Genomic DNA, 25,856 nt, shown 5'->3' on the forward strand with positions numbered 1-25,856 from the left:
CTAGCTGCCGGCCGGTTCGCCCGGTTTCGGTGGCTCCACCCCAGCCTCGGCGAGGACGGCATGGGCGCGCAGGCGCTCATCAATCACCGAGGTCATCAGTGCACCGACGAAGAAGACCACCGTGGCGTAGTAGATCCACACCAGCGAGATCACCAGCGCGCCCATCGAGCCATACGCGCTGCCCGGTGCGACGGTGGCGATGTACAGGCCGATGCCATAGCGGCCCAGTGCGAACAGGGCCGAGGTGATCGCACCACCGATGAAGGCCTGGCGCCACGCCACGCGGCGGTCGGGCAGGTAGTGGTAGAGGAAGGCGAAGCCCACGGTGTACAGGGCCAGGCTGGTCAGATAGCCGATCGCCGGCAGCACCGAGGGCAGGTGCGCGAACACGACCTGCAGCATCGTGGTGGCGGTCATCGAGAGGATCAGCAGGAAGCCCAGCGCCAGCACCACGCCGAACGAAAACACGCGCTTGCGCAACCAGGCCACGATGCCGTCCAGGCGCTCGCCGCTGGTGTTGAAGATCAGGTTCAGGGCGTTCTGCAGCTGCGCGAACACCGCCGTGGCACCAATGAACAGCAGCAGGGTGCTCCACACGCCGGCCAGCGTGCCGATGTCCGGCTGGTTGTTGGCGTTGCTGAGCACGGTCTCCGCCACCGAGGCGGCGCTGGTGCCGGCCACGTCATTGATCTGGCCCAGCAGCGCCTGCTGCGCCGGGGGGTACAGCGAGGCGGTCAGCCACAGCAGCAGCACCAGCAGCGGCGCCATCGAGAGCAGGGCGTAGAAGGCCAGCGCGGCGGCCTGGGTCATCACGTCCGCATCGATGAAGCGGCGCAGCAGTACGGCGGGGAAGCTCTGCTCCAGCCGCGCCAGGTGTTTGCGGACGGTGGACAGGGAAGGGCGCGTATGCGGCATGGACGGCGTCAGATCGGGAGCGAGGCCTCCGTTCTAGCAAATCGCCGGGCTCAGCCGGGTGAAGTGGTTCGATCAGGTCAAGATCTTGACGGATATCGCGTTATCCTTTTGCCCGGTTTTCCACCTTCACAGCAGAAAGGACGCTTCATGAAAGGAATGGTCTACACGACGATGGTGCTGTTGGCCGCTGCAGGGCCAGCGATGGCGTCCCCGGCCTGCGAAAAGGCCTTCAAGACGGTAGGGGATCCGCGCAACGGCGCGCTTTACATGGCCGATCTCACCTTGCCGGGGTTGAAGGTTCAGAGCGCGCTGGACCAGCTGCGCAAGATCGGCGGCGATGACAAGTTCGAGGTCGGCGGCCAGCTGGTGGACGGCGACAGCGGCGATCAGTACCTGATCCAGCGAGAAGGCCTGCGCACCCCGCTGGTGATGGTTGCGACGGCCGACCGCACCGGCCGCGTCACCCTGGCGACCAAGCTGGCCCGCGGCCAGACGATCGAGCCGCAGGCGGCCAAGCAGTCGATGTGCGAGATGCTTGGCAAGCTGAAGGCAGGCAGCCAGGGCGATGCGCTCGCTGCGGCGGGGCGTTCGCAGTATCCAATGCCGGCCGTAGAGACGGTGGCCGCGCCGGACCTGTCCAAGAAAATGGGCAAGGAAGTGAAAGACACCATGGCGCTGTACCGCAGTGCCGGCGCCTTCAAGGACATGTTGCTGGGGACCACCACCAACAAGGAAGACAAGGGCGATCGCTCGGCCACCTTCCTGCCGCTGTACGCGAAGTACGTGGGGCGGCGCTATCAGATCGACGGCCAGATCTATACGGTCAACACCAACACGTATTCGACCAAGCCCGGCGAGGTCGGCTCGATCAACTATCTGGTCACCCCGACCCGCGGCCTGCTGCGCGTCCGCCAGAACGACACGTTCAACAACAACAACTACACCATCCGCTGCGAATTCGCGTCGGACCAGGCCGCCAACTTCACCATGCTGCGCGAGCGCGACTGGGCCAAGCTGGAAGGCGAGATCAGTTCGATCGAGGAAAGCTCGATGACGCTGCGCAACTGCCGCCAGGCCTCGTAACAACGGGCCTGCTGCAACTGAAAAGGCCCGCGAGATGCGGGCCTTTTCACTGCGGCGTGGCGGCGGGATCAGCCGGCCAGCTGCTGCTTGACCAGCTTGGACACCAGGCCCATGTCGGCCTGACCGGCCAGGCGCGGCTTGAGCGCACCCATCAGCTTGCCGATGTCGGCCGGGGTGGCCGCGCCGGTTTCAGCGATCGCGGCCTGGATGGCGGTCACGATCTCGGCTTCGCCCAGCTTGGCCGGCAGGTACTGGTCGATCACCACGATTTCCTCGCGCTCGATCACGGCCAGGTCTTCGCGGTTGGCGGCTTCGAACTGGCTGACCGAGTCCTTGCGCTGCTTGACCATCTTTTCCAGCACGGCGAGCACGGCGGCGTCGTCCAGCTCGATGCGCTCGTCGACTTCGCGCTGCTTGATCGCGGCGTTCATCAGGCGGATCACGCCCAGGCGGTGCTTCTCGCCGGCCTTCATGGCGGCCTTCATGTCATCGGTGAGCTGCTGCTTCAGGCTCATGGGAACACCTCGTGTCGGTGGAAAAGGAAAGCGGGGCGCCGAAGCGCTGGAACGCAAAAAGCCGGTAACGCTCGCGCGTTCCGGCTTCGGCTCCGTCACGACAGGCCAAGGCCTGCCGTATCGAAGTTGCGTCCGATCAGTACAGGCGCTGACGCTTGGTGACGTCGCGCGACGAACGGCGCAGCTGACGCTTCACAGCAGCGGCAGCCTTACGCTTACGCTCCTGGGTCGGCTTTTCATAGAACTCGCGCTTGCGGGTTTCGGCCAGCACGCCGGCCTTTTCGCAGGTGCGCTTGAAGCGACGGAGCGCAAACTCGAAGGGCTCGTTCTCGCGGACTTTAACGCTGGGCATGGAATCTCCGGGACACAGTAGAACCGGGTCACGCCCGGTGAGAGCCGCACATTATAGCGGCGAGAAAAGAAGTTGCAACCCACCCCGGCGAACTTCTTGGCCACGGGTGATGCGCAGACAGGCCAGCGTACGTCTGCCGGGGCCTGAAGAGGTCCATAATACCCGTTATGCGAGTCCTTGGTATCGAATCTTCCTGCGATGAGACCGGCGTGGCGGTGTATGACACCTCCCTGTCCGGGATCCACGCCCTGCGCGCCCATGCGGTCTACAGCCAGATTGCCCTTCACGCCGAGTACGGCGGGGTGGTGCCCGAGCTGGCCAGCCGCGACCACGTGCGCAAGCTGCTGCCGCTGATCCGGCAGACCCTGGCCGAGGCCGGCATGAGCGTGGCCGACATCGACGGGGTGGCCTATACCGCCGGCCCCGGTCTGGTCGGCGCGCTGCTGGTCGGGGCGGGCGTGGCCCGTTCGCTGGCCTGGGCGCTGGAGGTGCCGGCGGTCGGTGTACACCATATGGAAGGGCATCTGCTGGCCCCTCTGATGGAAGACGATCCGCCGCAGGCGCCCTTCGTGGCCCTGCTGGTGTCCGGTGGGCATACCCAGCTGGTCGCCGTGGACCGGATCGGCCAGTACCGCCTGCTCGGCGAGACCCTGGACGACGCCGCCGGCGAGGCCTTCGACAAGACCGCCAAGCTGATGGGCCTGCCGTACCCCGGTGGCCCACAGTTGGCCGCCCTGGCCGAGCGCGGCACGCCGGGCCGGTTCAAGTTCACCCGCCCGATGACCGACCGCCCCGGGCTGGATTTCAGCTTCTCCGGGTTGAAGACCCAGGTCCTGCTGGCCTGGCGCGACAGTGACCAGAGCGAGCAGACCCGCGCTGACATCGCACGGGGCTTTGAAGATGCCGTGGTCGACACCCTGGCGATCAAGTGCGAGCGCGCGCTGGAGGCGGCGGGCACCGATGTGATCGTGGTGGCCGGCGGGGTCGGGGCCAACAAGCGCCTGCGCGCCAAGCTGCAGCAGATGGCTGCCCGCCGTGGTGGCCGCGCCTGCTTCCCGCGCCCGGCGCTGTGCACCGACAACGGCGCGATGATCGCCTTCGCTGGCGCGCTGCGTCTGGAAGCGGGCCAGCACACTCCGCCCCAGGTGCAGGTCACGCCGCGCTGGGATATGGCGACGCTGCCGGCGGTGTAGGGCGCGCCCACTCACCCCGGTTCCGGCACATTCCGGACAGCCCCGTTACCATGGTCGCCATCTTCCACGTGGCATGGCTATGGACAAGGTATTCATTGAAGGGCTCGAAATCGATGCCCTGATCGGGATCTACGACTGGGAACGGCGGATCCGCCAGACCCTGCGTTTCGATCTCGAAATGGGCTTCGACAACCGCCGCCCGGCGGCCAGCGACGACATCGCCGATACCCTCAATTACAAAGCCGTCAGCAAGCGCATCGAGCAATTCGTGCGTGACTCGGACTACGGCCTGGTCGAAACCCTGGCCGAGCGCATCGCCGAGATCGTGCTGCGTGAATTCAACGTGCAGTGGCTGCGCCTGAAGCTCAGCAAGCCCGGCGCGGTACGCGGCGCGCGCGCGGTCGGCGTGATCATCGAGCGCAGCGCGCAGGACCTGGCAACGCCCTGATACCCCTGATAGGAGAGCGATACACGATGTTGGATGCGGTAGTGGCAACCCGATGGCTGGACAGTGTCCAGCGGACCCTGGAACCCTGGCCCTGGGCCTACACCCTGCTGGTGCTGGCGGCGCTGGCCCTGGCGGCCTGGCTGGCCAACTTCGTCACCAAGAAGATCCTGCTGCGCGGTCTGCGCAAGCTGGTCAACCGCCTGCCTGGCCACAGCGCGGGCAATGAAGGTGGCAACAACCTGCGGGTGATCTCGCGGCTGTCCAACGTGGTGCCGAGCATGGTGATCGCCGCCGGCATCCGGATCGTGCCCGATCTGCCGCCGGAGCTGGTGGAGTTCGTGATCGGGGCGTGCCGGGCGTGGGCGGTGCTGACCGTGGCGCTGGCCGTCTCGCATGCGCTGGACGCCGCCAACGATCTGTACGAGCGCCGCCCGGATGCGCGCAACAAGCCGATCAAGGGCTACCTGCAGGTCGTGAAGATCATCGTCTTCGTCATCGCCGGCCTGTCGATCGTGGCGACCCTGCTGGGGGTGAAGCTCGGCCCGCTGGTCACCGGCCTCGGCGCGGCCACCGCGGTACTCATGCTGATCTTCCAGGACACGATACTGTCGCTGGTGGCCAGCGTGCAGATCAGCGGCGATGGCCGGGTGCGGCTGGGCGACTGGATCGAAATGCCCAGCCAGAACGCCGATGGCGACGTGATCGATATCGCGCTGCACACCATTACCGTGCAGAACTTCGACAAGACCATCACCACGATCCCGACCAAGAAGCTGGTGACCGAGTCGTTCAAGAACTGGCGCGGCATGCAGGAAGCGGGCGGGCGCCGGATCAAGCGCTCGTTGTATCTGGACCAGCACAGTGTCGGCTTCGTCGATGCGCCGATGCTGGCCGAGCTGGAGCAGTTCGCGGTGCTGGGCGATTACCTGCGCGGCAAGCAGGCCGAGCTGCAGCAGTACAACGCCGAACTCCAGGCCAAGGGCGTAGCGGCCGTCAATGCGCGCCGGGTCACCAACCTGGGCACCTTCCGCGCCTATGTGGAGCGCTATCTGCAGCACCATCCGGGCATCCATACGGAGATGACCCTGCTGGTACGGCAGCTGCAGCCCACCACACAGGGCCTGCCGCTGGAGATCTACTGCTTCACCCGCAGCACGGCGTGGGGTGAGTACGAGGGCGTGCAGTCGGACGTGTTCGATCACCTGCTGGCGATCCTCCCGGCCTTCGGGCTGCGGGTTTTCCAGGAATCCAGTGATGCCATGTTGATGGCGGGGCAGCAGCGCCTGGCCGCTGCGGAGTAAGCTCCTGTGCCTCCGTCGCCGCCCGCGCGGCGGCGGGGGTCTCCCTCCGGGGAAGAAAAATGAACGCAAAAGTCATTCACAACGGCTTCGGGAACGCTAGAATCCCGGGCTTGTAAACGTTTTCATAAGGACAGCCGGTGGCCGCCGATCGTATCGAAACCCTCATTGCCCAGATGACCGTCGTTGAAAAAGTCGGCCAGCTGGGTGTGTTCGCCGACATGGTCCGCCCGTTCGCGCCGGATGTGAATCCGGAAGCCAACGTCAGCAACGCCGACCAGGTGCTGCAGCAGGTGCGCGAGGGCAAGGTGGGCTCGCTGTTCAATGGCGTGGGCGTGGAAGCCGGCCGCCGCATCCAGCAGGTCGCGCTGGAAGAAAGCCGCCTGAAGATCCCGGTGATCCTGGCTGCGGACGTGATCCATGGCATGCGCACCGTGTTCCCGATCCCGCTGGGCGAGGCCGCCAGCTTCGAGCCGGATCTGGCTGAGCGCACCGCCCGTGCCACCGCGGTGGAAGCCACCGCCGCCGGCCTGCACTGGACCTATGCACCGGCCGTGGATATCGCCCGCGACCAGCGTTGGGGCCGGGGTGCCGAGGGTGCCGGTGAAGACGTGGTGCTGGGCTGTGCATTCGCCGCCGCCCGTGTGCGCGGCTTCCAGGGCCCGGACCTGCGCGCCGACGATGCGCTGCTGGCCACGCCGAAGCATTTCGCCGCTTACGGCGCGGTGATGGCCGGCATGGAATACAACATGGTGGACATCTCGCCGCAGACCCTGCGCGACGTCCACCTGCCGCCCTTCAAGGCCGCCTTCGAAGCTGGCGCCCTGACCGTGATGTCCTCCTTCAACGACATCAACGGCGTGCCGGCCAGCGCCAACGCCGAGCTGCTGACCGACATCCTGCGCGGGGAGTGGAACTTCCCGGGCGTGGTGATCTCCGATTACACCGCCGACATGGAGCTGGTCGCGCACGGCTACGCCGCCGATGACCGCGACGCCACCGCCAAGGCCTTCACTGCCGGCCTGGACCTGAGCATGCAGAGCGGCTTCTACGCCGAGCACCTGCCGGGCCTGATCGAGAGCGGCGAAGTGCCGATGGCCACGCTGGACGAATCGGTGCGCCGCATCCTGCGCCTGAAGGACGCGATCGGTCTGTTTGACGACCCGTACCGCTCGCTCGATCTGGCACGCGAAGCGGACACTTCGCATATCGCTGCGCATGACGAACTCTCGCGCGATGCCGCGCGCCGCTCGATCGTGCTGCTCAAGAATGCCGAGTCGGTGCTGCCGCTGAAGAAGGCCGGCCAGAAGATCGCGCTGATCGGGCCGTTCGTGCAGGACCGCGAGAACATCGAAGGCTGCTGGACCTTGTTTGGCGACAAGTCGCGCTACGTCACCCTGGAAGCCGGCATCCGCGCGGCGATCAGCGATGAGGCGCTGCTGGAGATCGTGGCGGGCTGTGATCTGGAAGCGGCCGTGCAGGACGGTATCGAACAGGCGGTCGCTGCCGCGCTGCGTGCCGATGTGGTGGTACTCGCGCTGGGCGAACCGCAGCGGTACAGCGGTGAAGCGCAGTCGCGCGTGGAGATCACGCTGCCGCCCGCGCAGCAGGCATTGGCCGAGGCAGTGGCGATGACCGGCAAGCCGCTGGTGGTGCTGCTGCGCAATGGCCGCGCGCTGGCCCTGCAGGGCGCCGTGCGCAATGCGCATGCCGTGGCGATCACCTGGTACCTGGGCACCCAGACCGGGCACGCCGTGGCCGATGTGCTGTTCGGTGATTACAACCCGTCCGGTCGCCTGCCGGTCAGCTTCCCGCAGGTGTCCGGCCAGCAGCCGTACTTCTACAACCACGCGCGTACCGGTCGCCCGGAACTGCCGACCATGTCCGAGTTCAAGGCGCGCTGGCGCGAGATTCCGAACGAGCCGGCATACGCCTTCGGCCACGGTATCGGCTACACCACGTTCGCCTATGGCGTGCCGCAGCTGAGCAGCGCGCAGCTGGGCTGGGACGACACCCTGACCATCACCACCACGCTGACCAACACCGGTGCGGTGGCGGGAGAGGAAGTGGTGCAGCTGTACATCCACGACCGTGTGGCCAGCCGTGTGCGGCCGGTGCGCGAGCTGAAGGGCTTCGACAAGATCGCCCTGCAGCCGGGTGAGAGCACCGAGGTGCAGTTCACGCTGGACCGCCATGCGCTGGGCTTCACCGGTCGCGATGGCGTGTTCCGCGCCGAGCCGGGCCAGTTCGAGCTGTGGGTGTGCGCATCGTCGGTCAGCGGCGAGCCGGTGATCTTCGAGCTGCTGGCCGCCTGAGCCGGCCTCGCGTCATCTCGTAGTGCCGGCCGCTGGCCGGCACCACCGTGAGCCATCATCGGCGGCTGACGTTTCGGCGGGTACGCTGGCTCCCTCGTGAAACCGATGGAGCCCCCCATGCGCCTGACCCGTACCCCGTTGCTGTTGGCCCTGGCCAGCCCGTTGTGGCTGGCCGCCTGCAGTCCGTCGGCGCCGCCGCCGGCCGAGGCCGCCGCCGCCGATCCCGCCCAGGGCCCGGCCACGGCCATTCCCGAAGGCCGGCCGACGCCGGGTGACAGCGTGCCGTCCTCGGGCCTGTCGCCGGATGCGGTCACTGCCGGCAGCCCCGCGCCGGATGCCGCTGCGCCTGCTTCGGGCGGTGCCACGACACCTGCTGCGGACGCCACCGCCACACCCGCCGCGCCGACCAGCGCTGGCACCCGCGATGTCCGCCAGCGCATCGACCAGGTCCTCGGCGATTCTGCCCAGTATGAGACCGTCTTCAACGCCTTCCAGAAAGCCGTCAATGGTGGCGATCGCGCCGCCGTGGTCGAGGAGGTTCGCTTCCCCTTGAACATCGCCAACGGCGCCAGGATCACCGGCCCCGGCGAGTTCCAGCGCAACTACGAGCGCATCCTGACCCCGGCCGTGCGCAAGGCCATCGCCGCGCAGAAATTCGACGACGTCATGGTCAACCAGCAGGGCGTGATGATCGGCGACGGCCAGGTTTGGCTCAACGGCAGCTGCCTGGATGCGGCCTGCAGCCGCACCGAGGTCAAGGTCGTGACCATCCAATAAGCCGGTGCAGCGCCGGAACGCGCGTGAGTTATGCAGGCTGCCGGCGATGCGCCGGCAGCCTGCCAAGGCTCAGGCCTTCGGCGTGAGCTTGAGCAGCTTGCCGTTGCTGCCATCTTCCAGCAGCCAGATCGCGCCATCCGGACCCTGTTCGATCTCGCGGATGCGCTCACCCATGTCGAAGCGCTCGGCCTCGCGGGCGGTGTCGCCGTCGAAGGCCACGCGGACCAGCGCCTTGGACGACAGGCCGCCGATGAAGCCGCTGCCCTTCCACGCCGGGAACTGCGTACCGTTGTAGATGATGAAACCGGCCGGGGAGATCACCGGGGTCCAGGTCACCTTGGGGGCAGCGAACTCCGGACGGGTGTCGTGGTCGGGGATGTCGCGGCCGTCGTAGTGGCTGCCGTTGGAGACGATCGGGTAGCCGTAGTTGGCGCCGCGCTCGATCAGGTTCAACTCGTCACCGCCGGCCGGACCCATTTCGTGCACCCACAGCTTGCCGCGCGCATCGAAGGCGATGCCCAGCGCATTGCGATGGCCCAGCGACCACACCTGCGCGGCCACGCCGCCCTGCGAGGCAAACGGATTGTCGGCCGGCACGCTGCCGTCGTCGTTGAGACGGATCAGCTTGCCGAGATTGCCGCCCATGTCCTGGGCCGGGTCGAACTTCTGGCGCTCGCTGGAGGTGATCCACAGTTTGCCGTCCGGACCGAAGGCGAGGCGGTGGCCGTAATGGCCCTTGCCGCTGACCTTGGGGGTCTGGCGCCAGATCACCTTGAGGTCTTCCAGCGTGCCGCTGCCATCGGCGGCCAGTGCCAGGCGCGCACGCGCCACCGCAGCACCGCGGGTATCGCCATCGCCTTCCTCGGCGTAGCTGAGATAGATCAGCTGGTTCGTCGCGAAGTCAGGGTGCGGCAGCACATCGCCGAAACCGCCCTGGCCGCCGTAGGCCACCTCGGGCACGCCGGTGATGGTGGCGGTCTTGCGGGTCTGCACGTTGAAGTGCTTCAGCGCGCCTTTCTTCTCGGTGACCAGCAGGCTGCCGTCGGGCAGGAAGCTCATCGCCCACGGTTCGTCGAAGCGGGCGAACTCCGTGGCGGCGAATGGCCACTGGGCTTTCTTGAGGACCGGTGCGGTCGGGCTGGCCGTGTCTGCCGCGACACAGGCGGTGGTGAACAGGGCGGGGGTGAGACTGATGGCGAGGGTGAGCAACAGCTTGCGGGTCATGGAAGTCTCCGTCGGGGAGGCGATGGCCAGCCCCTGTTGTACACCATGGCCATCAAGGCCGCGTGGACCAAAGGTCCTGCAGACAGGACAACGGCGACCCGAAGGCCGCCGTTGTCGTTTGCGCCGTTGCTCTGCGGGCAAGCGCGATCAGGTGCCGCGCGGCACGCCCTTGTCCAGGTGCGCCTGGCGCAGCGCGGTGGATTCATCCCAGCCGCGGCGCACGGCATTGCGGGCCTGTTCCCAGCTCAGCTTGCTCTGGCCGTGTTCCTGCGCCCAACGGGACTGCAGCTCCGCCTCCACTTCTTCATACGCGCGGATCATGTCGTCGGCACGGGTGCGATGACCGAGCTGATACGCGGGCTCGTAATCATCGAAGAACTGGTTGTTGTCGTAGTACGGTTCGCTTGGAAAGCGCTCACGCCAATAGTCCGATACGGCCTGGCGCGGGACACCGTCTTCCGGCACCCGGCCGGGAATCTGATAGTCAGTGCTCATGTGTTGGCTCCGGTTGGGTGAGGTTTCACCGTACCCAAAGCCGGGTTAACGTCATGGACCGGCGAGGTGAATGACACATCAAGCGCCATTCACCTGCGCATCTGCTCAGCCCTGGTGATCGCGGCGCGGGAACATGTAGATCACCGCACCCACGGCGAACGCGATGCCCGCCGCGGCGATGTTCTGCCAGCTCGCACTGGCGAACAGGGCCAGGCACAGCACCAGCGCGAGGATCGGAATCAACGGGCCACCCGGCAGCTTCAGTGCACCCGGGCGATCACGGAAACGCCGCGCCAGCACCAGCACCGCGGCGGCCGTACCGATGTAGGCGAACAGGCGCGTGGTCATCGACAACAGCGCCAACTGCACGAACGAACCGGACAAGGCCAGCGCCAGCGCGATCAGGCCCTGCGCGATGATCGCCGCCGCCGGTGTGCGCAAGCGCGGGTGCACCTGGGCCAGGATCTTCGGCCCGTAGCCATCGCGCGCCAAGGCGAACAGGAAGCGCGGGCCCATCATCATCGTGTTGCTGTTGGTGCCGAGGATGGAGATCGTCGCGCCCACCGTCAGGATCAAAGCGAGCGTGAGTCCACCGAAGCTGGCGGCGGCATCGGCCAGCGGCGTCGGCGAGCTGGCCAACCCGGCCAGCGTGCCCTGCGCGATGAACTGCACCGCGCCGTAGATCACGGTGACGGCGATGATCATGGTGATCAACGCGAACGGAATATCGCGGCGCGGGTTCTTGTACTCGCCGGCGGCGGCCGGAATGTTCTCGAAGCCGGCGTAGGCATACAGCAGCAGCAGCGCGGCTTCGCCCATGCGCTGCAGATCGTGCGGGTCCGGGCGCACGCCGGAGAAGGCCAGATCGGTATCGACGTAGAACACGCCGATGGCCACGAACAACAGCAGCGGCAACAGCTTGCCGATCACCAGGATGACCCCGGTGCGTGCCGCCGAGCGCACGCCGGCCACATTCACCGCGGTGAGGAAACCGAGCGAGACGACGATGATCGCGACGCGGCCGATGTCATGCCCGGCCCACGGCCAGAAGCGTGCCACCGCATCGGCCAGTGCATTGCTGAGCGCGGCCGCGGAGCTGATGCGGGTCAGCCAGATCATCCAGCCGATCTCGAACCCGGCAAACCGGCCGAACGCCTCACGCGCATACAGATAGCTGCCACCGGGCTCGTCGAAGTAGCTGGCGGCCTGCGCATAGCAGAGCACCAGCAGCGCGACCACGATGCCGGCGGCGACCACGCCCCACAGGCTGAAGGGGCCGAGCAGGGCAACGGTGGCGGCCGGCAGCAGATAGATGCCACTGCCGATCACATCGTTGATCGAGAGCCCGACGATCTGCCAGCGGCTGACCGCGCGTTCGAGCTGCGGATCCGGCGGTGCGGTACTCACTGCACGGTCCCCGCCAGTACGGGCAGTTGCCACTCGGCCTGCAGGCGCTGGTACTCCGCACGCGGCAGCAGCACGAAGCGCGGCCGCGCGCTGGCATTCAACCAGGCCAGCAGCGTGGTCATCCGTGCAGGCTCCATCGCGGTGCAGCCGGCGGTGGCCTCACCGGGCGCGCGCCACAGGTGGGCGAAGATGCAGCTGCCACGGCCGGGCGTGGCCCTGGGGTTGTGCTCGATGACGAAGCCCTCGCGATAGCGCACGTCGCCCTTGTTGTGCAGGTCCAGCCGCATTGGCTCGGTCGAGCCTTCCACGGCCTCGGCGCCGACCACCTCCGCATCGACGATGCGGTTGTAGTACGGCGAATCCGGTACATCCATGCAGTAGCTGGTATCGCGCATCGGCTGGTAGGGCAGGCCGCTGGTGACGCCGGGCGCATAGCCGAAGGCCGGCCCGATCGCAAAGATACCGGCCGGGCTGCGCCCGTCGCCTTCCTGCTTCTGCGGCGTGCCGGCCTGGGCCGGATGCAGTCCCTCGCCCCACGCGCTGCCGCTGCGGCCCACGGCCACATCGAAGGCGGCGCCATGTGGCTGCCAGCCCGTGTCGGTGCGCTCGAAAGCCTGCAGCCTGCCCTGGGTGGCCTCCCAGCCTTCGGTGGTGACCACGACCAGCTGCGTACTGCCCTCCAGCGTGGCGGCGAAAACGGGCGCGCTGACGACCAGCAACACGGCGGCGGTGACGGAACGGAACAGCGACATCATCGTGGCGGACTCCAGGGATCAGCTGTCGATCAGGTGTTCGATCCGTTCCAGGTTCACCCCGAGCTGGCGGTGGCGGTCCGGGTTGGCGTGGCACAGCAGGACGAAGACAACATCCAGCAGGGACTGCAATGAGGAACGGTACAGCAGTTGCGCCACGTGCGGCGCCGGGTCGTGGGCGCACAGCACCAGGCTGGCATCTGCATGCGCGCGCAGCGGGTTGGCGCTGTGGCGGGTGATCGAGACCACCTTGCCGCCCATGTCCTGGAACTGGCGCGACAGCTGGAACAACTGCGGCAGCTTGCCGAACTCGGAGAACACCAGCATCGCATCCCCGGGCCGCGCGGCCGAGAGGTTGGCCATCATCAGGATCGGATCGGCGTGGTGCACGGTGAGCATGCCGAGCAGCGACAGCCGCATGGCGAACTCACGCGCGTACAGGCCGTCATCGCCCAGACCGTAGACGAACACCTTGGGTGCCCCGTCGATCAGCTGCACGATGGCTTCGATGTCGGCCTGTGGATTGGCCAGCCAGGTTTCTTCTTCGGCGGCGGCTTTGCTTGCGCGCAGCCGCTCGGCGATCTGGGTGAAGCCGTCGGCCGCCTCCGGCGCGGGTGGTCGGCTGTGCGGGTCATTGCCGGCGCGCGCGACGGCCTCGCCGATGGAGTACTTGAGATCGGGGTAGCCCTTGAAGCCGAGCTTCTGGCTGAACTTGACCACGCTGGACTGGCTGATCCCCAATGCACTGGCCAACTGCTGGGAGGAGTAATCGCGCAGGAGGTGGGCGTTGTCGAGGATGAAGTCGGCGATGCGACGTTCGATCGCCGACATGTGGTCACGCTCGGAGCGGATTTTCACCAGGGGCGGCATGGGCACGGGGTCAGGACCACCGCCGCGGCGTGATCATGTCCAGCCCACGCACCTCGGTGATGCCCAGCCCGGGCGCATCGCTGATGGTGATCTCCGATTCGTTGAAGTTGACCCCGCCGGTGACCGGGTTGAACTGGCCCAGTGACGGCCCGTCCAGATCCACCTTGGTGATGATGTCGCTCTTGGCGACGGCCAGGTGCACGGCGGCGGCCACCGAGATGCTCGATTCGATCATGCAGCCGATCATGCACGGCACGCCGTAGATCGCGGCGATGTCGGCGATGCGGATCGCGTTGGACAACCCGCCGGTCTTCATCAGCTTGATGTTGATGATGTCGGCGGCGCGCTGCTGGATCAGGTCGAATACCTGGCCGGGGTTGAACACGCTTTCATCGGCCATGACCGGCGTGTTGACGCGATCGGTGACGTATTTCAGGCCACTGATGTCGGCGGCCTTGACCGGCTGCTCCAGCAGCTCCAGCACCACGCCGGCTTCTTCCAGCGCATGCATCGCGTGCACGGCCTGCTTGGCGGTCCAGCCCTGGTTGGCATCCAGGCGCAGCAGGGCGCGGCCCTGCACCGCGGCGTGGATCGCCTTGACCCGTTCGATGTCCAGGCCGATGTCCTTGCCGACCTTGATCTTCAGCGACTCGAACCCGCGTTCGATCGCCGAGAGCGAGTCGGCCACCATCTTGTCGATGTAGTCCACGCTGATGGTGATGTCGGTGGTGATCACCGGGTCGCCACCACCGAGCATGCGGTACAGCGGCGCGTTGTGCAGCTGCGCCCACAGATCGTAGACCGCGATCTCCACCGCCGCCTTGGCGCTGGTGTTGCGTTCCATCGAGGTCTGGATCAGCCCGCAGAGCCGGTTGAGGTTGGCCACGTCCTCGCCGATCAGGCGCGGCTTGATGAAGCTGTCGATGGCCTCGATGATCGAGCCGTGGGTATCGCCGGTGATCACCGCCGTGGCCGGCGCCTCACCGTAGCCGGTGTGGCCGCTGTCGGTGCGGACCAGCACCACTACGTCTTCGACGGTGTCCACGGTGCGCAGCGCGGTCTTGAACGGGGTCTTCAGCGGCACGCGCAGCATGCCGAGTTCGATGTCGGTGATCTTCATTCAGGGGGTCTGTGGCCGAAGGCGCTGGATGTTGGTGATGCGGTCGATGTAGCTCACGGTATCGCTGGCCATCATCGGCTCCAGCGGAGTGACCGACACGCCGTTGAGATGGGCCTGCACGCGCTTGCCGTCCGCGCCGATCCAGCCGCCGCCGGCGGTGTCATGGATCAGCCAGGTGCGGCCGTCGATGTGGCCGATCGCCATCATCACGTGGCCGGGGATGTAGACCAGATCGCCGACCTGCAGCTCTTTTACGGCGGCGTCGCGCGTGGGCTTGCCGTCCTTCGCGGTGAAGGCGATGCGGTCCAGCGCGGGGCTGATCGCCTGCGCGCTGGTGTTGCGTGGCATCAGCACGCCCACGCTGCGGTAGATCTCCGAGACGAAGCCGCTGCAGTCGCGGGTGTCGTAAGCGTGGCCCCAGCCGTAGCGTTCGCCGAGGAACTTGAAGGCCTGGGTCAGCAGTGTGCGCGGGGTCAGCGGCAGGTAGTCATCCGCAGTGTCCTGCGAACGCGGCAGCAGCGCCGGGATCAGTGCCAGACGACCGTCGGCTTCGCGCACCGGCAGCCGCACCACATGCGCGGCGTGGGCCTGCTGGCCATTGACGGTCTTCTCCAGCGGCCAGTCGGCGATCACCGGCAGGCGCACGCCCATGTCCAGTTGAAGCCGCGACACCCGCGGTTCCTCGGGCGTGTAGGCGGTGAACGCCGTGGCGCCGGTGACCACGCGGTAAGGACCGTGCTGACCGTAGCCGAGCACGGTGTCCGCATCGCCGATACCCACGAAGCGCTTCTCGATCCACGCCGAATACCGTTCGCTGGTGATGAACAGCCAGCGCCCGTCGGCGCTTTCATGCAGCACCGCCACCGCGTCGCCGGGGAACAGCGCCGACTCCTGGAAGCGGTCGATGTCAGTGTCGCCCTGGCTGCTGAACACCCGCAGCGCGGTCGGGAACGCCCGCAGCGCGGCACGATGGGTCACCAGGCCGTACTGGAGGGCGCGCTGCGCCGGTATCGCGTCCAGCGCGAGATTGGCCAGCGTCTCACTGCGCTGCCCGTCGCTGATGGGCTTGCCATCCTGGCCATACAGCGTGCGCTCCGGCCACGTGGACAGGGACTGGATGTTGCCCAGCACTTGAGCGCGGGGCAGCTGCGCCGGCAGCGCGCGGAGATCGTGGATCGAGGCGTCTTCGGCACGCATGCGGGCGTTCTGCGCGGCGATAGCTGCGCGATCGAGGATCACGCGGTCCGGATCGGGCAGGCGATCGGCCCAGAAACCGGGCGCGAGATACGCCTCGCGCAGGGCGATGACCCCGCCGAAATTGGCGGTGGGCGCAGCACGCGGCGCCTCGGCCCATGCCGGCGCCAGCGTCGTCGCAAGGACCGCCGCCAGTAAAGTGCGCGACAACCAGCGGGACCGCACGGGGCGGTGGGGGGAAGTCAGGATCATCACGCGGTCACCCTCCTCGGAAGCATCAGGAATATTTATTCCTTTTTTCGGCGAAAGCAAGAATAAATTATTGACCGGCTATCAGGCCCGTGTTACACAGCGATTACCCCACCCGCACCTTGGGAAGTGTCGCCGTGGATCCTGTGATGCGCAAACCGCGATTGCCTCTGCCTGCTGTCTGGTGCCTGTGCGCTGGTCTGCTGGCAACGCCGTGGGGACTGGCCGCTGCGCCGACCGCGCTGCCGACGGTGATCGCCGGGATCGACCGCGGTGCGTTCGCGCAGGCCGAGGCCGACATCGCGACGGCGTTGCAGGATCCGCGCCTGTCGGCAGCCGATCGTCAGGCCTATGCCTTCGAGCGCGAACGCATGCGACGCATGCGCCTGGACTTCACCCTGGATGCGGCGGCTGCCAAGGCGCAGCTGCGCAGGCAGATCCCCGACCTTCGCGAGGACGAGTTCGCACGCTGGGAGGCGGCCGGCTTGCTCGAACACCTGGATATCGATGGCCAGCGCCGCTACTTCAAACGCGCGCCGTCCAATCTGTTCCGGATCAGCGCCGAGGCACGCGCCCGGCGCGCGCCCGATGCCCCGGTGCCGAAGGACGGCCCTTACGAGCACCTGCACCCTCACCACGAGGAGATCGTCGCCGCCGCCCGTGCCACGGGCGCGACCAGCCTGGTGCCACGTCGCATCGAGGTGACCCAGTCGCTGGTGGTCAAGCCCGATGCCGTGCCTGCCGGCGAAATCATCCGCGCGTGGATTCCGTACCCGCGCGCCATCCCCGGGCAGCAGCAAGACATCACCTGGATCGTGGGTACACCGGCCGGCGCGCAGGTGGCGCCTGAAGCCACCCTGCAGCGGACCGCCTACCTGGAGCGCAAGGCGGTGGCCGGCGCGCCCACGGAGTTCCAGATCCGCTACGCAGTGACTGTGTACGCCCGGCATATCGCTGTCGATCCGGCCAGGGTCCAGCCCACGCCGGACGATCCTGCGCTGAAGCCGTACCTCGCCGAGCAGGCGCCGCACATCGTGTTTACCCCGGCGCTGCGCGCGTTCTCGACGAAGGTAGTCGGGACGGAGACCGATCCGTACCGGATCGTGCAGAAGCTGTTCGACGCGGTGGACGCCATTCCGTGGGCCGGTGCGCGCGAGTACGCGACGATCGCCAACATCAGCGATTACGCCCTGCATGCCGGCCATGCCGACTGCGGGCAGCAGACGCTGCTGCTGATCGCCCTGTTGCGCTTGAACGGGATTCCCGCGCGCTGGCAGTCCGGCATGGTCTATTCCGATGATGCGGTCGGCTACAACAACCTGCACGACTGGGGCGCGGTGTATCTGGCGCCGTATGGCTGGGTGCCGATGGATGTCACCACCGGGCGGCTGGACAGCCCGCAGCCGGCGCTGCGCGATTTCTATCTGGGCGGGCTGGATGCCTATCGCATCGCCTTCAACGACGACTACGGCCAGCCGCTGGTGCCAGCCAAGCAGCACGTCCGCTCGGACACGGTGGATTCCCAGCGCGGTGAGGCCGAGTGGTCCGGCGGCAACCTGTACTTCGATCAATGGCATTACGACGTCCAGTCGCACGTGGTGCCACTGGCGGCAACGCGGTAAACGGCGGTATCCACGATTCCACATCTGCAGGAGAGAGCAGGGAATGAATGCAAAGCGATTGAAGCGTGCGGCGTTGTACGCCGCGCTGGGGGTGTGTCTGGGCAGCCTGGTGCCGATGGGCGCTTCGGCACAGAACGTCAGTGGTGCCGTGGCCGGTCGTGCCACGGCCGGTGACCAGGTGACGGTGGTCAGCAACGCCACCGGCCTGACCCGTACGGTCACCGCCAGTGGCGATGGCAGCTACCGCCTGGGCCAGTTGCCGGTCGGCGATTACCAGCTGCAGCTCAGCCGTGATGGCCAGAAGCTGGGCGAGCCGTTCGCGGTGAGCGTGGCAGTCGGCGGCACCACCACGGTCAACCTGGCCAGCAGCGGCGACGTGGTCAACCTCGATGCGCTGCAGGTGATCGGTGCCCGCGTGGTCAATCGCGTGGATGTGTATTCCACCGAGACCTCGTTCAACGTCAACCGCCAGGAGCTGTCGCGCCTGCCGGTGGCGCAGGATCTATCGGCAGTGGCGCTGCTGGCACCCGGCGTGGTCGGCGGCAATTCCTCGTTCGGTGGCCTGTCCTTCGCCGGTTCCTCGGTGGCTGAGAACGCGGTCTTCATCAACGGCCTGAACGTCACCGACATGTACACCCGTCGTGGCTTCTCCAGCGCGCCGTTCGGGTTCTTCAACGAATTCCAGGTCAAGACCGGTGGCTACTCGGTCGAGTTCGGGCGTTCCACCGGCGGCGTGATCAATGCGGTGACGCGCTCGGGCACCAACGAGTTCCAAGGCGGCGTGGAAGTCACTGCCGAACCGAGCGCACTGCGCTCCAGCCCACGTGACCACTTCCACCGCGACGGCACGCCGCATTCCTATGCCAGCCGCGACAACAGCTCGTTCCTGAAGACCAACGTCTGGGGTTCCGGCCCGATCATCAAGGACAAGCTGTTCCTGTTCGCGATGTATGAAGACCGCGACGACACCGGCCACAACACCTCCTCCGACGCACTGAGCTGGTTCAAGAACAAGAGCGACAACGGCTTCTGGGGCGCCAAGCTGGATTGGAACATCAACGACAACCACAGCCTGGCGCTGCTGGCGTTCTCCGATGAGGGCGAGATCACCAACGGCGCGTACAACTACGATTGGGATGATGATCAGATCGGTGCGTGGGGCGGCGATTCAGTCACCGAGACCGGTGGCAAGAACTGGTCGGCAACCTACACCGGTCACTTCGGCGAGAACTTCACCGCGCGTGCCATGGTGGGCGAGAACAACCAGCGCGCCTTCACCAGCTCCTCGCTGGATGAAGCGTGCAGCCCGGTGTTCACCGACGCCAGCTATGCGTCACGTCTGGGCAAGCTCAACGGCCTGCGCCCGGGCTGCCACCCCACCGGCGCGGCCGTTGCCGAACGCGACGACACGCGTGAAGTCGCGCGGTTGGACTTCGAATGGCAGCTGGGCACGCACCTGCTGCGCTTCGGCGTTGACCGCGAGCTGATGACCACCGAGCAGTCCACCCGCTACCCGGGCCCGACCCAGCTCAGCTACACCGCCTACGTCGCCCGGCCCGGCGATGAAGTGTGGGATGGCGCCAACGCCTATGTGCCGGCCGGTGTGACCGAGATGCTGCGCGCACGCAACCGCGTCTCCGGTGGCACCTTCGAGACCGAAGCCAACGCGTTCTACCTGGAAGACATCTGGAACATCACCCCGAACCTGATGTTGAACCTCGGTGTGCGCTGGGACCGCTTCGAGAACCGCACCGCCGATGGCGACGCCTTCATCAAGATGGACGACCTGATCGCGCCGCGCTTCGGTTTCTCGTGGGACATGAAGGGCGACGGCAGCACCAAGCTGTTCGGCAACGCCGGCCGCTATTACCTGCCGGTGACCAACAACATCAACGTCAACTTCGCCGGTGGCCTCACCGACGAGTACTCCTACTACGTGCTCAACGGCTGGCAGCAGCAGGCCAACCCGGTCACCGGTGCGCCGTACATGGCCCCGGTCATCGGCCAGCAGATCGGCCCGGTCGATACCCGCATGAACACCGGTGCGGCCGACCTGCGCCAGAGCGTGGACAAGGATCTGAAGGCGGTCTACCAGGACGAGTACATCCTCGGCTTCCAGACCATGATCAACCAGGCCTGGTCGTGGGGCGTCAACGCCACCTACCGCAAGATGGACCGCGCGCTGGATGACATGCGCATCAACCACACCCCGTGCGGGCCGACCGGCACCACCCTGTGGCCGATCGCCAATCCGGGCGAGAGCCTGACGATCTGGGGCGACTCCAGCATCGGCTGCGCCACCGAGGGCTGGATCACCATTGATACCTCCAAGGATGGCTACCGCAAGGGCGGCAGCCTGGAGGTGGTGGGCTATTCCAAGCCCAAGCGCACCTACAAGGCGCTGGAATTCCAGATCGACCGCGCGTGGGATGAGAAGTGGCTGTTCAACGCGTCCTATCTGTGGTCGCGCAGCGATGGCAACTTCGAAGGTCCGGTCAATTCGGATACAAACTACGGCGACACCGGCATGGTCCAGCACTGGGATCATCCATCCAACAACCAGCGCTATGGCCCGCTGTTCAACGACTTCCGCCATCAGTTCAAGTTCCGCGCCGCCTACGCGCTGAACGAGCAGTGGTCGTTCGGCACCACGCTGCAGGTGGTGTCCGGTGGCCCGATCACCGCTTTCGGCGTGATGTGGCCCAATGACACCGTGGCCGGCGGCAGCACCTCCAGTGAAGGCAGCGGCGGCGGTACCGGCTGGCTGTGCGTGGCCAACTGCTCGGGCGCGTACAACCAGCGCCAGTTCGAGTACAGCCCACGCGGCGCCTTCGGTCGCCTGCCGTGGACCTGGACCATGGGCGCCAACGTCACCTGGCGGCTGCCGGTGGAGGGCATCGACCTGAGCGCACGCCTGTCGGTCTACAACCTGTTCAACAACCAGACCGTCATCAACGTGCACCAGCGTTATGAAGCCCAGCCGGGCCAGGTGCGTGAGAACACCTTCAACACCGGCACCCGCTGGCAGGCACCGCGCTACACGCAGCTGATGGTGACCTGGAACTTCTGATCCGTCCCGTGCGTGGCAGGTGCCGACAGTGCGTCGGCACCTGCCTTCACCGCCATACGGTAGGTACCGACCGTTGGTCGGTACGTGCCTCAAACACCCACTGGTAGGTACCGACCGTTGGTCGGTACAGCTTTCAACCGGCGGCCAAAGAAGCAGGCCCTCCGGTCATGACGAGGGAACCCATGCCGTCACGCGCTTCAACACACAGTCGATCCCGCCTTCTCACGCTTGGCTTGGCCTGCACCCTGGCCATCGCCCCCAGCGCACGGGCAGCCGAGCCCACCGACACCTTCAATCGCCTGCTCGATCAGACCGTCGCCCACGAACAGCTGCCGGGCATCGCCATGGCCGTCGTCGACGATGGCAACCCCGTCTTCATCGGCACCCGTGGCGAGCGCCGCGCCGGGCAGGGCGAGGCCATCGATGCGGATACCCTGTTCAAGATCGCCTCCAACAGCAAGGCGATGACCGCCGCGCTGCTCGCCCGGCTGGTCGACCGCGGTCTCCTGCGCTGGGACGACCCGGTCATCAAGTACCTGCCGCAGTTCCGCATGCACGACCTGTGGGTCACGCAGCAGATGCAGGTCCGCGATCTGCTGATCCACAACAGCGGCCTGGGCCTTGGCGCGGGCGATCTGATGCTGTGGCCCGAGCCGAACAGCTTCACCCGCCAGGACATCATCGCCGGGCTGGCCCACCTCAAGCCGGTCACCAGCTTCCGCAGCGGCTATGCCTACGACAACCTGATGTATGTGGTCGCTGGCGAAGTCGCCGCCGCAGCCGGTGGCAAACCGTACGATCAACTGCTGCGCGAGGAAGTCTTCTCGCCGCTGGGCATGGATCGCTGCCAGGTCGGCGCGTGGTCGGTCGCGGCGGTGGGCAACGTTGCCCAGCCGCACACGCGGAAGGACGGCCGCAACGTGGTGCGTGGTGCCGATGGTGACACCAGCGCCGATCTGACCTCGATGGCCGCCGGCGGCATCCGCTGCAGCCTGCGCGACATGACCCGCTGGATGCAGGTGCTGCTCGATCCGGCGCTCGTGCCCGGTTGGCTGAGCACGGCGCAGCGCCGCGCGCTGTGGACCGCGCACATGCCGATGCCGCTGGGCGAGCGCCAACGCCGCTGGGACAACGCACATGTGTCCGCCTACGGCTACGGCTGGCGCGTGTCGGATATGGACGGCCAGTGGAAGGTGGCCCACACCGGTACGCTGTCAGGCATGTATTCCTCGCTGGCGCTGCTGCCGGACCGCAAGGTCGGCGTGGTGATCCTGATCAACAGCGACGCCGAGGATGCACGCATCGCGCTGATGCAGGCCGCGTTGAAGACCTACACCGCACCGGAGGAGACGGCCGACGTGAGCCACTACCTGGCCCTGCTGGGCCAGGAGCGCACTGGCCGCCGCGATGCCGGGCAGGTGCGCCCGGATACCGGCGCGCGCCGGGCCGCCTCGCTTCGCACCACCGCCGCCGCGCATGGCCGTTATCGCGATCCGTGGCTGGGCGAGGCGCTGCTTTGCCCGGAGCAGGGCGTGCTGCGTTTCAGCGTGGCCAAGTCGCCGATGCTGCGCGGCCAGGTCATGCAGCTCGGTGAGCGCTGGCTGGTGCAGTGGGATACGCTCGGGGCCGATGCCGAGCCGTGGTTGCAGCTGCAGCCAGGCGCGACGCCCGCCCTGACCTTGGCCGCGATCGATCCGGAGATCGACTTCAGTTATGACTACCAGGACCTGCACTTCACCCGCACCGGCGATTGCCCGTAGCCCGCTGCTGCGGGCGTTGCTGGCGCTGCTGGCCGGCAGTGCCCACGCGGCAGCGCCAGCGGTGACGATCTCGCCCGCCCGCGATGTGGCTGAGGCCGGACTGGTCGACATCCGCACGCTGACACCGGCGATCGAACAGGACATCCGCTACGCCGGCCCCGACAACTTCACTGGCCAGCGCGTGCCCGGCTATGACGCGCCCAAGTGCTATCTGCTCGCCCCGGCGGCTACTGCACTGGCACAGGTGGAGGCCGACCTGCGTGCGGATGGCTTCGCGCTGCGGCTCTTTGATTGCTACCGCCCGGCCCACGCGGTGAAGGCCTTCGTCGCCTGGGCACAGGATCCGCACGAGCAGTCGCGCAAGGCGCAGCAGTACCCGGACCTCGACAAGCCCGCCCTGCTCGGTGGCTACATCGCCGAGACCTCCGGCCACAGCCGCGCTGCCACGGTCGATCTGACCCTGCTCGATTGCCGCACCGGCCCCTGCGCGCCCGTGGACATGGGCACCGACTTCGATTTCTTCGGCCCGCGCGCGCATACCGATGCGCCGGAGATCAGCGCGGCGCAGCGCAGCCACCGCCAGCACCTGCGCCAGGCGATGGCGCGGCATGGCTTCGCCAACTACCCGATGGAGTGGTGGCATTTCACCCTGCAGCCCGAGCCGGCACCGACCACTGCCTACGACGTGCCGGTCCGCTGAGGCGCACCGCTACACTGTGCGCTGACCGCCGGATCGGACCACGATGAACCTGCCGCTGCACGTTGGATTGCTGGGAACGCTGGAGGCAGGGCTGATCGCGCTGTTGGTCGGGCTGCTGGTGTATGCGCTGTGGCATCGCCTGTGCCGCTGGGCAGGCTGGACCGACGGGCATGCGATCGGCTGGGCCTGCGTGATCGCGGTGGTGGCCTCGGCCGGCATCGATGCGTGGAATCTCTTCTATATGGGCATGATGCGGCTGGAGTCGCCGCTGTATGCGCGGTTGTTCCTCGCCGGTATCCATGATCCGAACGAGCTGGGCTCGCGCGTGGTGCTCGAAGTGGCCGGTGCGATCGGCGGTGTGGCGCTGGGGTGGCTTTTGTTCAGCTCCCGCTCAGGCGAAAAAAACAGCAACACCGCGTGAGATTGCGTTCGCATCCGGTTAAATGCCCGGCCAATGAATGGGCGTGTTACCAACTGCTCACCTGCGGCTAACCACTGCGGTAATGCACACGTTCGCGCAGGTGGTTAAGGCCGCGTGCGCAGCGCGGTCGAGGGGCAATATCGATTCACAAACGGGGTGGCAGTGTGGGGCCGTGCGGAAACAACAGGCCGCGCAATACCTACCAAGGAGACCACCCCAATGACTACTCGCATCCGCAAGCCCCTGATCGCCCTGATCGTCGCCGCAGGCAGTGTGCTGGCCATGCCGGCGATGGCCCAGTCGGCACAGCACAGTGCCGCGCAGGCGCAGAATCAGGCCGCCCAGGCACAGCAGGCGGCGGCGCAGGCCGGTGACGCAGCCGATACCGCGGCCAATGCCGCTGCGCAGGCCTCCGCGCAGGCCAATGGTGGCGGTGGCCAGACGTGGGCCAGCGTCGATACCGACGGGAACGGCACCATCAGCAAGGCCGAGGCGCAGGTCAACGCGGGCCTTGCCCAGGTGTTCGACCAGGCCGATACCAACAAGGACGGCGAGCTCTCGCCGGATGAATACAAGGCGTATGTGGCCGCCCAGCAGGGCAAGGCCGCCGATAACGGCGCCCAGCAGAGCAAGTAGAGCAAGTAAGGACCGGGGACACCGGTAGCGCAGTGAGGGGGAAAGGGCGGCTTCGGCCGCCCTTTCTTTTTGCGCTGCCGGGGGTGGGGCCGCTGGGCCGCTGTTGGTATCCTTGGCCGATGATGACTTCCCTGCCCACGCCGCAAGGCGCTATCGGCCTGGTTGGTTTTGACGGTGATGACACGCTGTGGAAGAGCGAGGATTTCTACCGCAAGGCCGAGCAGGACTACCTGGACATCCTGTCGCGCTACATCGACGTGCATGACACGCAGACCGCGCGCCATCTGCTGGAAGTGCAGCAGCGCAACCTCGGCGTGTTCGGCTACGGCGTGAAGGGCATGACCCTGTCGATGGTCGAAGCGGCCATCGAGATCACCAACCAGACCATCAGCGCCCGCGACCTGCAGCAGATGCTGGACATCGGCCACGACACCCTGCGCCACCCGGTCGAGCTGATCGACGGTGTGCGTGAGTCGGTCACCGAGATCGCCCGCGACTACCCGGTCGTGCTGATCACCAAGGGCGACCTGTTCCATCAGGAGGCCAAGATCAAGGTGGCCAACCTGCGCGACCTGTTCCCGCGCATCGAGATCGTCTCCGAGAAAGACCCGGAAACCTATGCCCGCGTGCTGGAGGAGTTCGATCTGCCGATCAAGCGCTTCGTGATGGTCGGCAATTCGCTGCGCTCGGACATCGAGCCGGTGGTCACCCTCGGCGGCTGGGGCATCCACACTCCCTACGCGGTGACCTGGGCGCACGAAACCCAGCACGGCGTGGCCGACGACGAACCGCGCATGGTCGATGCACCGACCGCCTTCGACTGGCCGCAGGCGCTGCGGACCATCGAAGCCAAGGCCGCACAGGCCGGATGATGCGCGCCGGCCTGCTCGCGCTGCTGCTGATGCTGCCCTGGGCAGCCGTGGCCGAGCAGACCCCGGAGAAGTCCGCCGCCTACGTGGTGGACACCGGCGATGCCTGGGTGGACACCCAGCTGCAGGACATCAACCACTACGCCGAGCGCTACCCGGACAGCTTTCTGGATGAAGTCTCGCGCTATGCCGGCGTCTCGCGCGGCTACATCGCCGCGCTGATGCACACCCACGGCTGGCAGGCCGGCGACATCTACTTCGCCTGTTTCTGGGCGCATGTGATCGAACGTTCCTGCCGCGAAAGCGTGCAGACGTGGTCGCGTACGGTACCGGAGGAGGGCGAGGCCAAACGCTGGGAAGCGGTGGTGTCCCAGCTGCCGGTCACGCCGACCAACCTGCACTGGCGTGCCCTGCGCCACGCCATCGTGGCCAGCCACGACCACTGGGACCGCCCGGTGAAGCTGGACGCGACGCTGCAGCGCCAGCTGGGGAACCGCGAGCAGCGCCAGCGCACGGCGAGCAGTCCCACGTCGCCCGCGCGCTGAGGGACTTCTTTGCTGCTGTGCAGATC

24 protein-coding genes are annotated in these 25,856 nt (G+C 66.8%); 14 read left to right on the forward strand and 10 right to left on the reverse strand.

Going from position 1 to position 25,856, the window contains the following annotated elements:
- The gene (locus tag ACW6W5_RS06540) at nt 1-915 is read right to left on the reverse strand and encodes a YihY/virulence factor BrkB family protein (RefSeq protein WP_121042273.1); all 915 of its coding nucleotides are present in this window, start codon (nt 913-915) and stop codon (nt 1-3) included.
- A 147-nt stretch (nt 916-1,062) separates the two neighbouring features.
- Between ACW6W5_RS06540 and ACW6W5_RS06545 the strand changes: the two genes are divergently transcribed.
- Nucleotides 1,063-1,998, forward strand: a complete 936-nt coding sequence (locus ACW6W5_RS06545) for a hypothetical protein (protein ID WP_226956686.1) — start codon at nt 1,063-1,065, stop codon at nt 1,996-1,998.
- Nucleotides 1,999-2,066: 68 nt separating this feature from the next.
- Here ACW6W5_RS06545 and ACW6W5_RS06550 read toward each other — a convergent pair whose 3' ends face one another.
- Both ACW6W5_RS06550 and rpsU read right to left on the reverse strand, forming a co-directional pair.
- Nucleotides 2,067-2,513 carry a GatB/YqeY domain-containing protein gene (locus ACW6W5_RS06550; protein WP_152153749.1) on the reverse strand — a complete coding sequence of 149 codons (447 nt, stop codon included), beginning with the start codon at nt 2,511-2,513 and terminating at the stop codon, nt 2,067-2,069.
- A gap of 136 nt (nt 2,514-2,649) precedes the next feature.
- Nucleotides 2,650-2,865 (reverse strand): 30S ribosomal protein S21, encoded by a 216-nt coding sequence (gene rpsU / locus ACW6W5_RS06555; protein WP_002808376.1) that lies wholly within the window; start codon nt 2,863-2,865, stop codon nt 2,650-2,652.
- Nucleotides 2,866-3,032: 167 nt separating this feature from the next.
- On the opposite strand from rpsU, the gene tsaD reads away from it, so the two are divergent.
- The 5 genes from tsaD to ACW6W5_RS06580 all read left to right on the forward strand — a co-directional run bounded on the left by tsaD (nt 3,033) and on the right by ACW6W5_RS06580 (nt 8,896).
- Nucleotides 3,033-4,058 (forward strand): tRNA (adenosine(37)-N6)-threonylcarbamoyltransferase complex transferase subunit TsaD, encoded by a 1,026-nt coding sequence (gene tsaD, locus ACW6W5_RS06560; protein ID WP_152153750.1) that lies wholly within the window; start codon nt 3,033-3,035, stop codon nt 4,056-4,058.
- Between the two features lie 79 nt (nt 4,059-4,137).
- Nucleotides 4,138-4,506: a dihydroneopterin aldolase gene (gene folB, locus ACW6W5_RS06565; protein ID WP_088434566.1), complete on the forward strand. Its 369-nt coding sequence runs from the start codon at nt 4,138-4,140 to the stop codon at nt 4,504-4,506.
- 26 nt (nt 4,507-4,532) lie between these two features.
- A complete protein-coding gene (locus tag ACW6W5_RS06570; RefSeq protein ID WP_121042281.1) occupies nt 4,533-5,807 on the forward strand; it encodes a mechanosensitive ion channel family protein in 1,275 nt (424 codons plus the stop codon).
- A gap of 137 nt (nt 5,808-5,944) precedes the next feature.
- A complete protein-coding gene (bglX, locus tag ACW6W5_RS06575) occupies nt 5,945-8,119 on the forward strand; it encodes a beta-glucosidase BglX (RefSeq protein ID WP_152153752.1) in 2,175 nt (724 codons plus the stop codon).
- A gap of 117 nt (nt 8,120-8,236) precedes the next feature.
- Nucleotides 8,237-8,896, forward strand: a complete 660-nt coding sequence (locus tag ACW6W5_RS06580) for a hypothetical protein (RefSeq protein WP_226956687.1) — start codon at nt 8,237-8,239, stop codon at nt 8,894-8,896.
- 69 nt (nt 8,897-8,965) lie between these two features.
- On the opposite strand, the gene ACW6W5_RS06585 is transcribed toward ACW6W5_RS06580, so the two are convergent.
- The 7 genes from ACW6W5_RS06585 to ACW6W5_RS06615 all read right to left on the reverse strand — a co-directional run bounded on the left by ACW6W5_RS06585 (nt 8,966) and on the right by ACW6W5_RS06615 (nt 16,210).
- Nucleotides 8,966-10,120: a PQQ-dependent sugar dehydrogenase gene (locus ACW6W5_RS06585; RefSeq protein WP_152153754.1), complete on the reverse strand. Its 1,155-nt coding sequence runs from the start codon at nt 10,118-10,120 to the stop codon at nt 8,966-8,968.
- A gap of 147 nt (nt 10,121-10,267) precedes the next feature.
- A complete protein-coding gene (locus ACW6W5_RS06590; protein WP_152153756.1) occupies nt 10,268-10,615 on the reverse strand; it encodes a hypothetical protein in 348 nt (115 codons plus the stop codon).
- Nucleotides 10,616-10,720: 105 nt separating this feature from the next.
- Nucleotides 10,721-12,022 (reverse strand): APC family permease, encoded by a 1,302-nt coding sequence (locus ACW6W5_RS06595; protein ID WP_152153757.1) that lies wholly within the window; start codon nt 12,020-12,022, stop codon nt 10,721-10,723.
- Complete coding sequence (locus ACW6W5_RS06600) at nt 12,019-12,777, reverse strand: L,D-transpeptidase family protein (RefSeq protein ID WP_152153759.1); 759 nt, start codon at nt 12,775-12,777, stop codon at nt 12,019-12,021. Before ACW6W5_RS06600 ends, ACW6W5_RS06595 begins: the two co-directional genes overlap by 4 nt.
- Nucleotides 12,778-12,795: 18 nt before the next feature.
- A complete protein-coding gene (locus ACW6W5_RS06605; RefSeq protein ID WP_121042293.1) occupies nt 12,796-13,644 on the reverse strand; it encodes a MurR/RpiR family transcriptional regulator in 849 nt (282 codons plus the stop codon).
- A gap of 10 nt (nt 13,645-13,654) precedes the next feature.
- Nucleotides 13,655-14,764, reverse strand: a complete 1,110-nt coding sequence (locus ACW6W5_RS06610) for a dipeptide epimerase (protein WP_152153762.1) — start codon at nt 14,762-14,764, stop codon at nt 13,655-13,657.
- Entirely contained in the window at nt 14,765-16,210 is a 1,446-nt protein-coding gene (locus ACW6W5_RS06615) for a C40 family peptidase (RefSeq protein ID WP_226956688.1), read from the reverse strand.
- A 134-nt stretch (nt 16,211-16,344) separates the two neighbouring features.
- On the opposite strand from ACW6W5_RS06615, the gene ACW6W5_RS06620 reads away from it, so the two are divergent.
- The 8 genes from ACW6W5_RS06620 to ACW6W5_RS06655 all read left to right on the forward strand — a co-directional run bounded on the left by ACW6W5_RS06620 (nt 16,345) and on the right by ACW6W5_RS06655 (nt 25,830).
- Nucleotides 16,345-17,829: a transglutaminase-like domain-containing protein gene (locus ACW6W5_RS06620; RefSeq protein WP_152153764.1), complete on the forward strand. Its 1,485-nt coding sequence runs from the start codon at nt 16,345-16,347 to the stop codon at nt 17,827-17,829.
- Between the two features lie 43 nt (nt 17,830-17,872).
- Nucleotides 17,873-20,899, forward strand: a complete 3,027-nt coding sequence (locus ACW6W5_RS06625; protein WP_152153766.1) for a TonB-dependent receptor — start codon at nt 17,873-17,875, stop codon at nt 20,897-20,899.
- A gap of 182 nt (nt 20,900-21,081) precedes the next feature.
- Entirely contained in the window at nt 21,082-22,659 is a 1,578-nt protein-coding gene (locus tag ACW6W5_RS06630; protein WP_152153768.1) for a serine hydrolase domain-containing protein, read from the forward strand.
- Entirely contained in the window at nt 22,613-23,359 is a 747-nt protein-coding gene (locus ACW6W5_RS06635) for a M15 family metallopeptidase (protein ID WP_226956689.1), read from the forward strand. The genes ACW6W5_RS06630 and ACW6W5_RS06635 overlap by 47 nt, the downstream gene beginning before the upstream one ends.
- 43 nt (nt 23,360-23,402) lie before the next feature.
- Nucleotides 23,403-23,780: a hypothetical protein gene (locus tag ACW6W5_RS06640; protein WP_121042305.1), complete on the forward strand. Its 378-nt coding sequence runs from the start codon at nt 23,403-23,405 to the stop codon at nt 23,778-23,780.
- A 219-nt stretch (nt 23,781-23,999) separates the two neighbouring features.
- Nucleotides 24,000-24,416, forward strand: coding sequence for an EF-hand domain-containing protein (locus ACW6W5_RS06645; protein ID WP_152153771.1), 417 nt, complete (start codon nt 24,000-24,002; stop codon nt 24,414-24,416).
- A 119-nt stretch (nt 24,417-24,535) separates the two neighbouring features.
- Complete coding sequence (locus tag ACW6W5_RS06650; RefSeq protein ID WP_121042309.1) at nt 24,536-25,288, forward strand: HAD family hydrolase; 753 nt, start codon at nt 24,536-24,538, stop codon at nt 25,286-25,288.
- Nucleotides 25,285-25,830: a hypothetical protein gene (locus ACW6W5_RS06655; protein WP_152153773.1), complete on the forward strand. Its 546-nt coding sequence runs from the start codon at nt 25,285-25,287 to the stop codon at nt 25,828-25,830. Before ACW6W5_RS06650 ends, ACW6W5_RS06655 begins: the two co-directional genes overlap by 4 nt.
- Nucleotides 25,831-25,856: the final 26 nt, after the last annotated feature.

Source organism: Stenotrophomonas sp. IS26 (assembly GCF_054188265.1).

Coding starts and splice junctions, on each gene's coding strand:
- ACW6W5_RS06585 (WP_152153754.1), bottom strand. CDS start 10,120: ATGACCCGCAAGCTGTTGCTCACCCTCGCCATCAGTCTCACCCCCGCC.
- ACW6W5_RS06590 (WP_152153756.1), bottom strand. CDS start 10,615: ATGAGCACTGACTATCAGATTCCCGGCCGGGTGCCGGAAGACGGTGTC.
- ACW6W5_RS06605 (WP_121042293.1), bottom strand. CDS start 13,644: ATGCCGCCCCTGGTGAAAATCCGCTCCGAGCGTGACCACATGTCGGCG.
- ACW6W5_RS06650 (WP_121042309.1), top strand. CDS start 24,536: ATGATGACTTCCCTGCCCACGCCGCAAGGCGCTATCGGCCTGGTTGGT.
- rpsU (WP_002808376.1), bottom strand. CDS start 2,865: ATGCCCAGCGTTAAAGTCCGCGAGAACGAGCCCTTCGAGTTTGCGCTC.
- ACW6W5_RS06615 (WP_226956688.1), bottom strand. CDS start 16,210: ATGATCCTGACTTCCCCCCACCGCCCCGTGCGGTCCCGCTGGTTGTCG.
- ACW6W5_RS06655 (WP_152153773.1), top strand. CDS start 25,285: ATGATGCGCGCCGGCCTGCTCGCGCTGCTGCTGATGCTGCCCTGGGCA.
- ACW6W5_RS06610 (WP_152153762.1), bottom strand. CDS start 14,764: ATGAAGATCACCGACATCGAACTCGGCATGCTGCGCGTGCCGCTGAAG.
- folB (WP_088434566.1), top strand. CDS start 4,138: ATGGACAAGGTATTCATTGAAGGGCTCGAAATCGATGCCCTGATCGGG.
- ACW6W5_RS06550 (WP_152153749.1), bottom strand. CDS start 2,513: ATGAGCCTGAAGCAGCAGCTCACCGATGACATGAAGGCCGCCATGAAG.
- ACW6W5_RS06580 (WP_226956687.1), top strand. CDS start 8,237: ATGCGCCTGACCCGTACCCCGTTGCTGTTGGCCCTGGCCAGCCCGTTG.
- ACW6W5_RS06545 (WP_226956686.1), top strand. CDS start 1,063: ATGAAAGGAATGGTCTACACGACGATGGTGCTGTTGGCCGCTGCAGGG.
- ACW6W5_RS06540 (WP_121042273.1), bottom strand. CDS start 915: ATGCCGCATACGCGCCCTTCCCTGTCCACCGTCCGCAAACACCTGGCG.
- ACW6W5_RS06570 (WP_121042281.1), top strand. CDS start 4,533: ATGTTGGATGCGGTAGTGGCAACCCGATGGCTGGACAGTGTCCAGCGG.
- ACW6W5_RS06640 (WP_121042305.1), top strand. CDS start 23,403: ATGAACCTGCCGCTGCACGTTGGATTGCTGGGAACGCTGGAGGCAGGG.
- tsaD (WP_152153750.1), top strand. CDS start 3,033: ATGCGAGTCCTTGGTATCGAATCTTCCTGCGATGAGACCGGCGTGGCG.
- ACW6W5_RS06635 (WP_226956689.1), top strand. CDS start 22,613: ATGACTACCAGGACCTGCACTTCACCCGCACCGGCGATTGCCCGTAGC.
- ACW6W5_RS06645 (WP_152153771.1), top strand. CDS start 24,000: ATGACTACTCGCATCCGCAAGCCCCTGATCGCCCTGATCGTCGCCGCA.
- ACW6W5_RS06630 (WP_152153768.1), top strand. CDS start 21,082: ATGCCGTCACGCGCTTCAACACACAGTCGATCCCGCCTTCTCACGCTT.
- ACW6W5_RS06625 (WP_152153766.1), top strand. CDS start 17,873: ATGAATGCAAAGCGATTGAAGCGTGCGGCGTTGTACGCCGCGCTGGGG.
- ACW6W5_RS06600 (WP_152153759.1), bottom strand. CDS start 12,777: ATGATGTCGCTGTTCCGTTCCGTCACCGCCGCCGTGTTGCTGGTCGTC.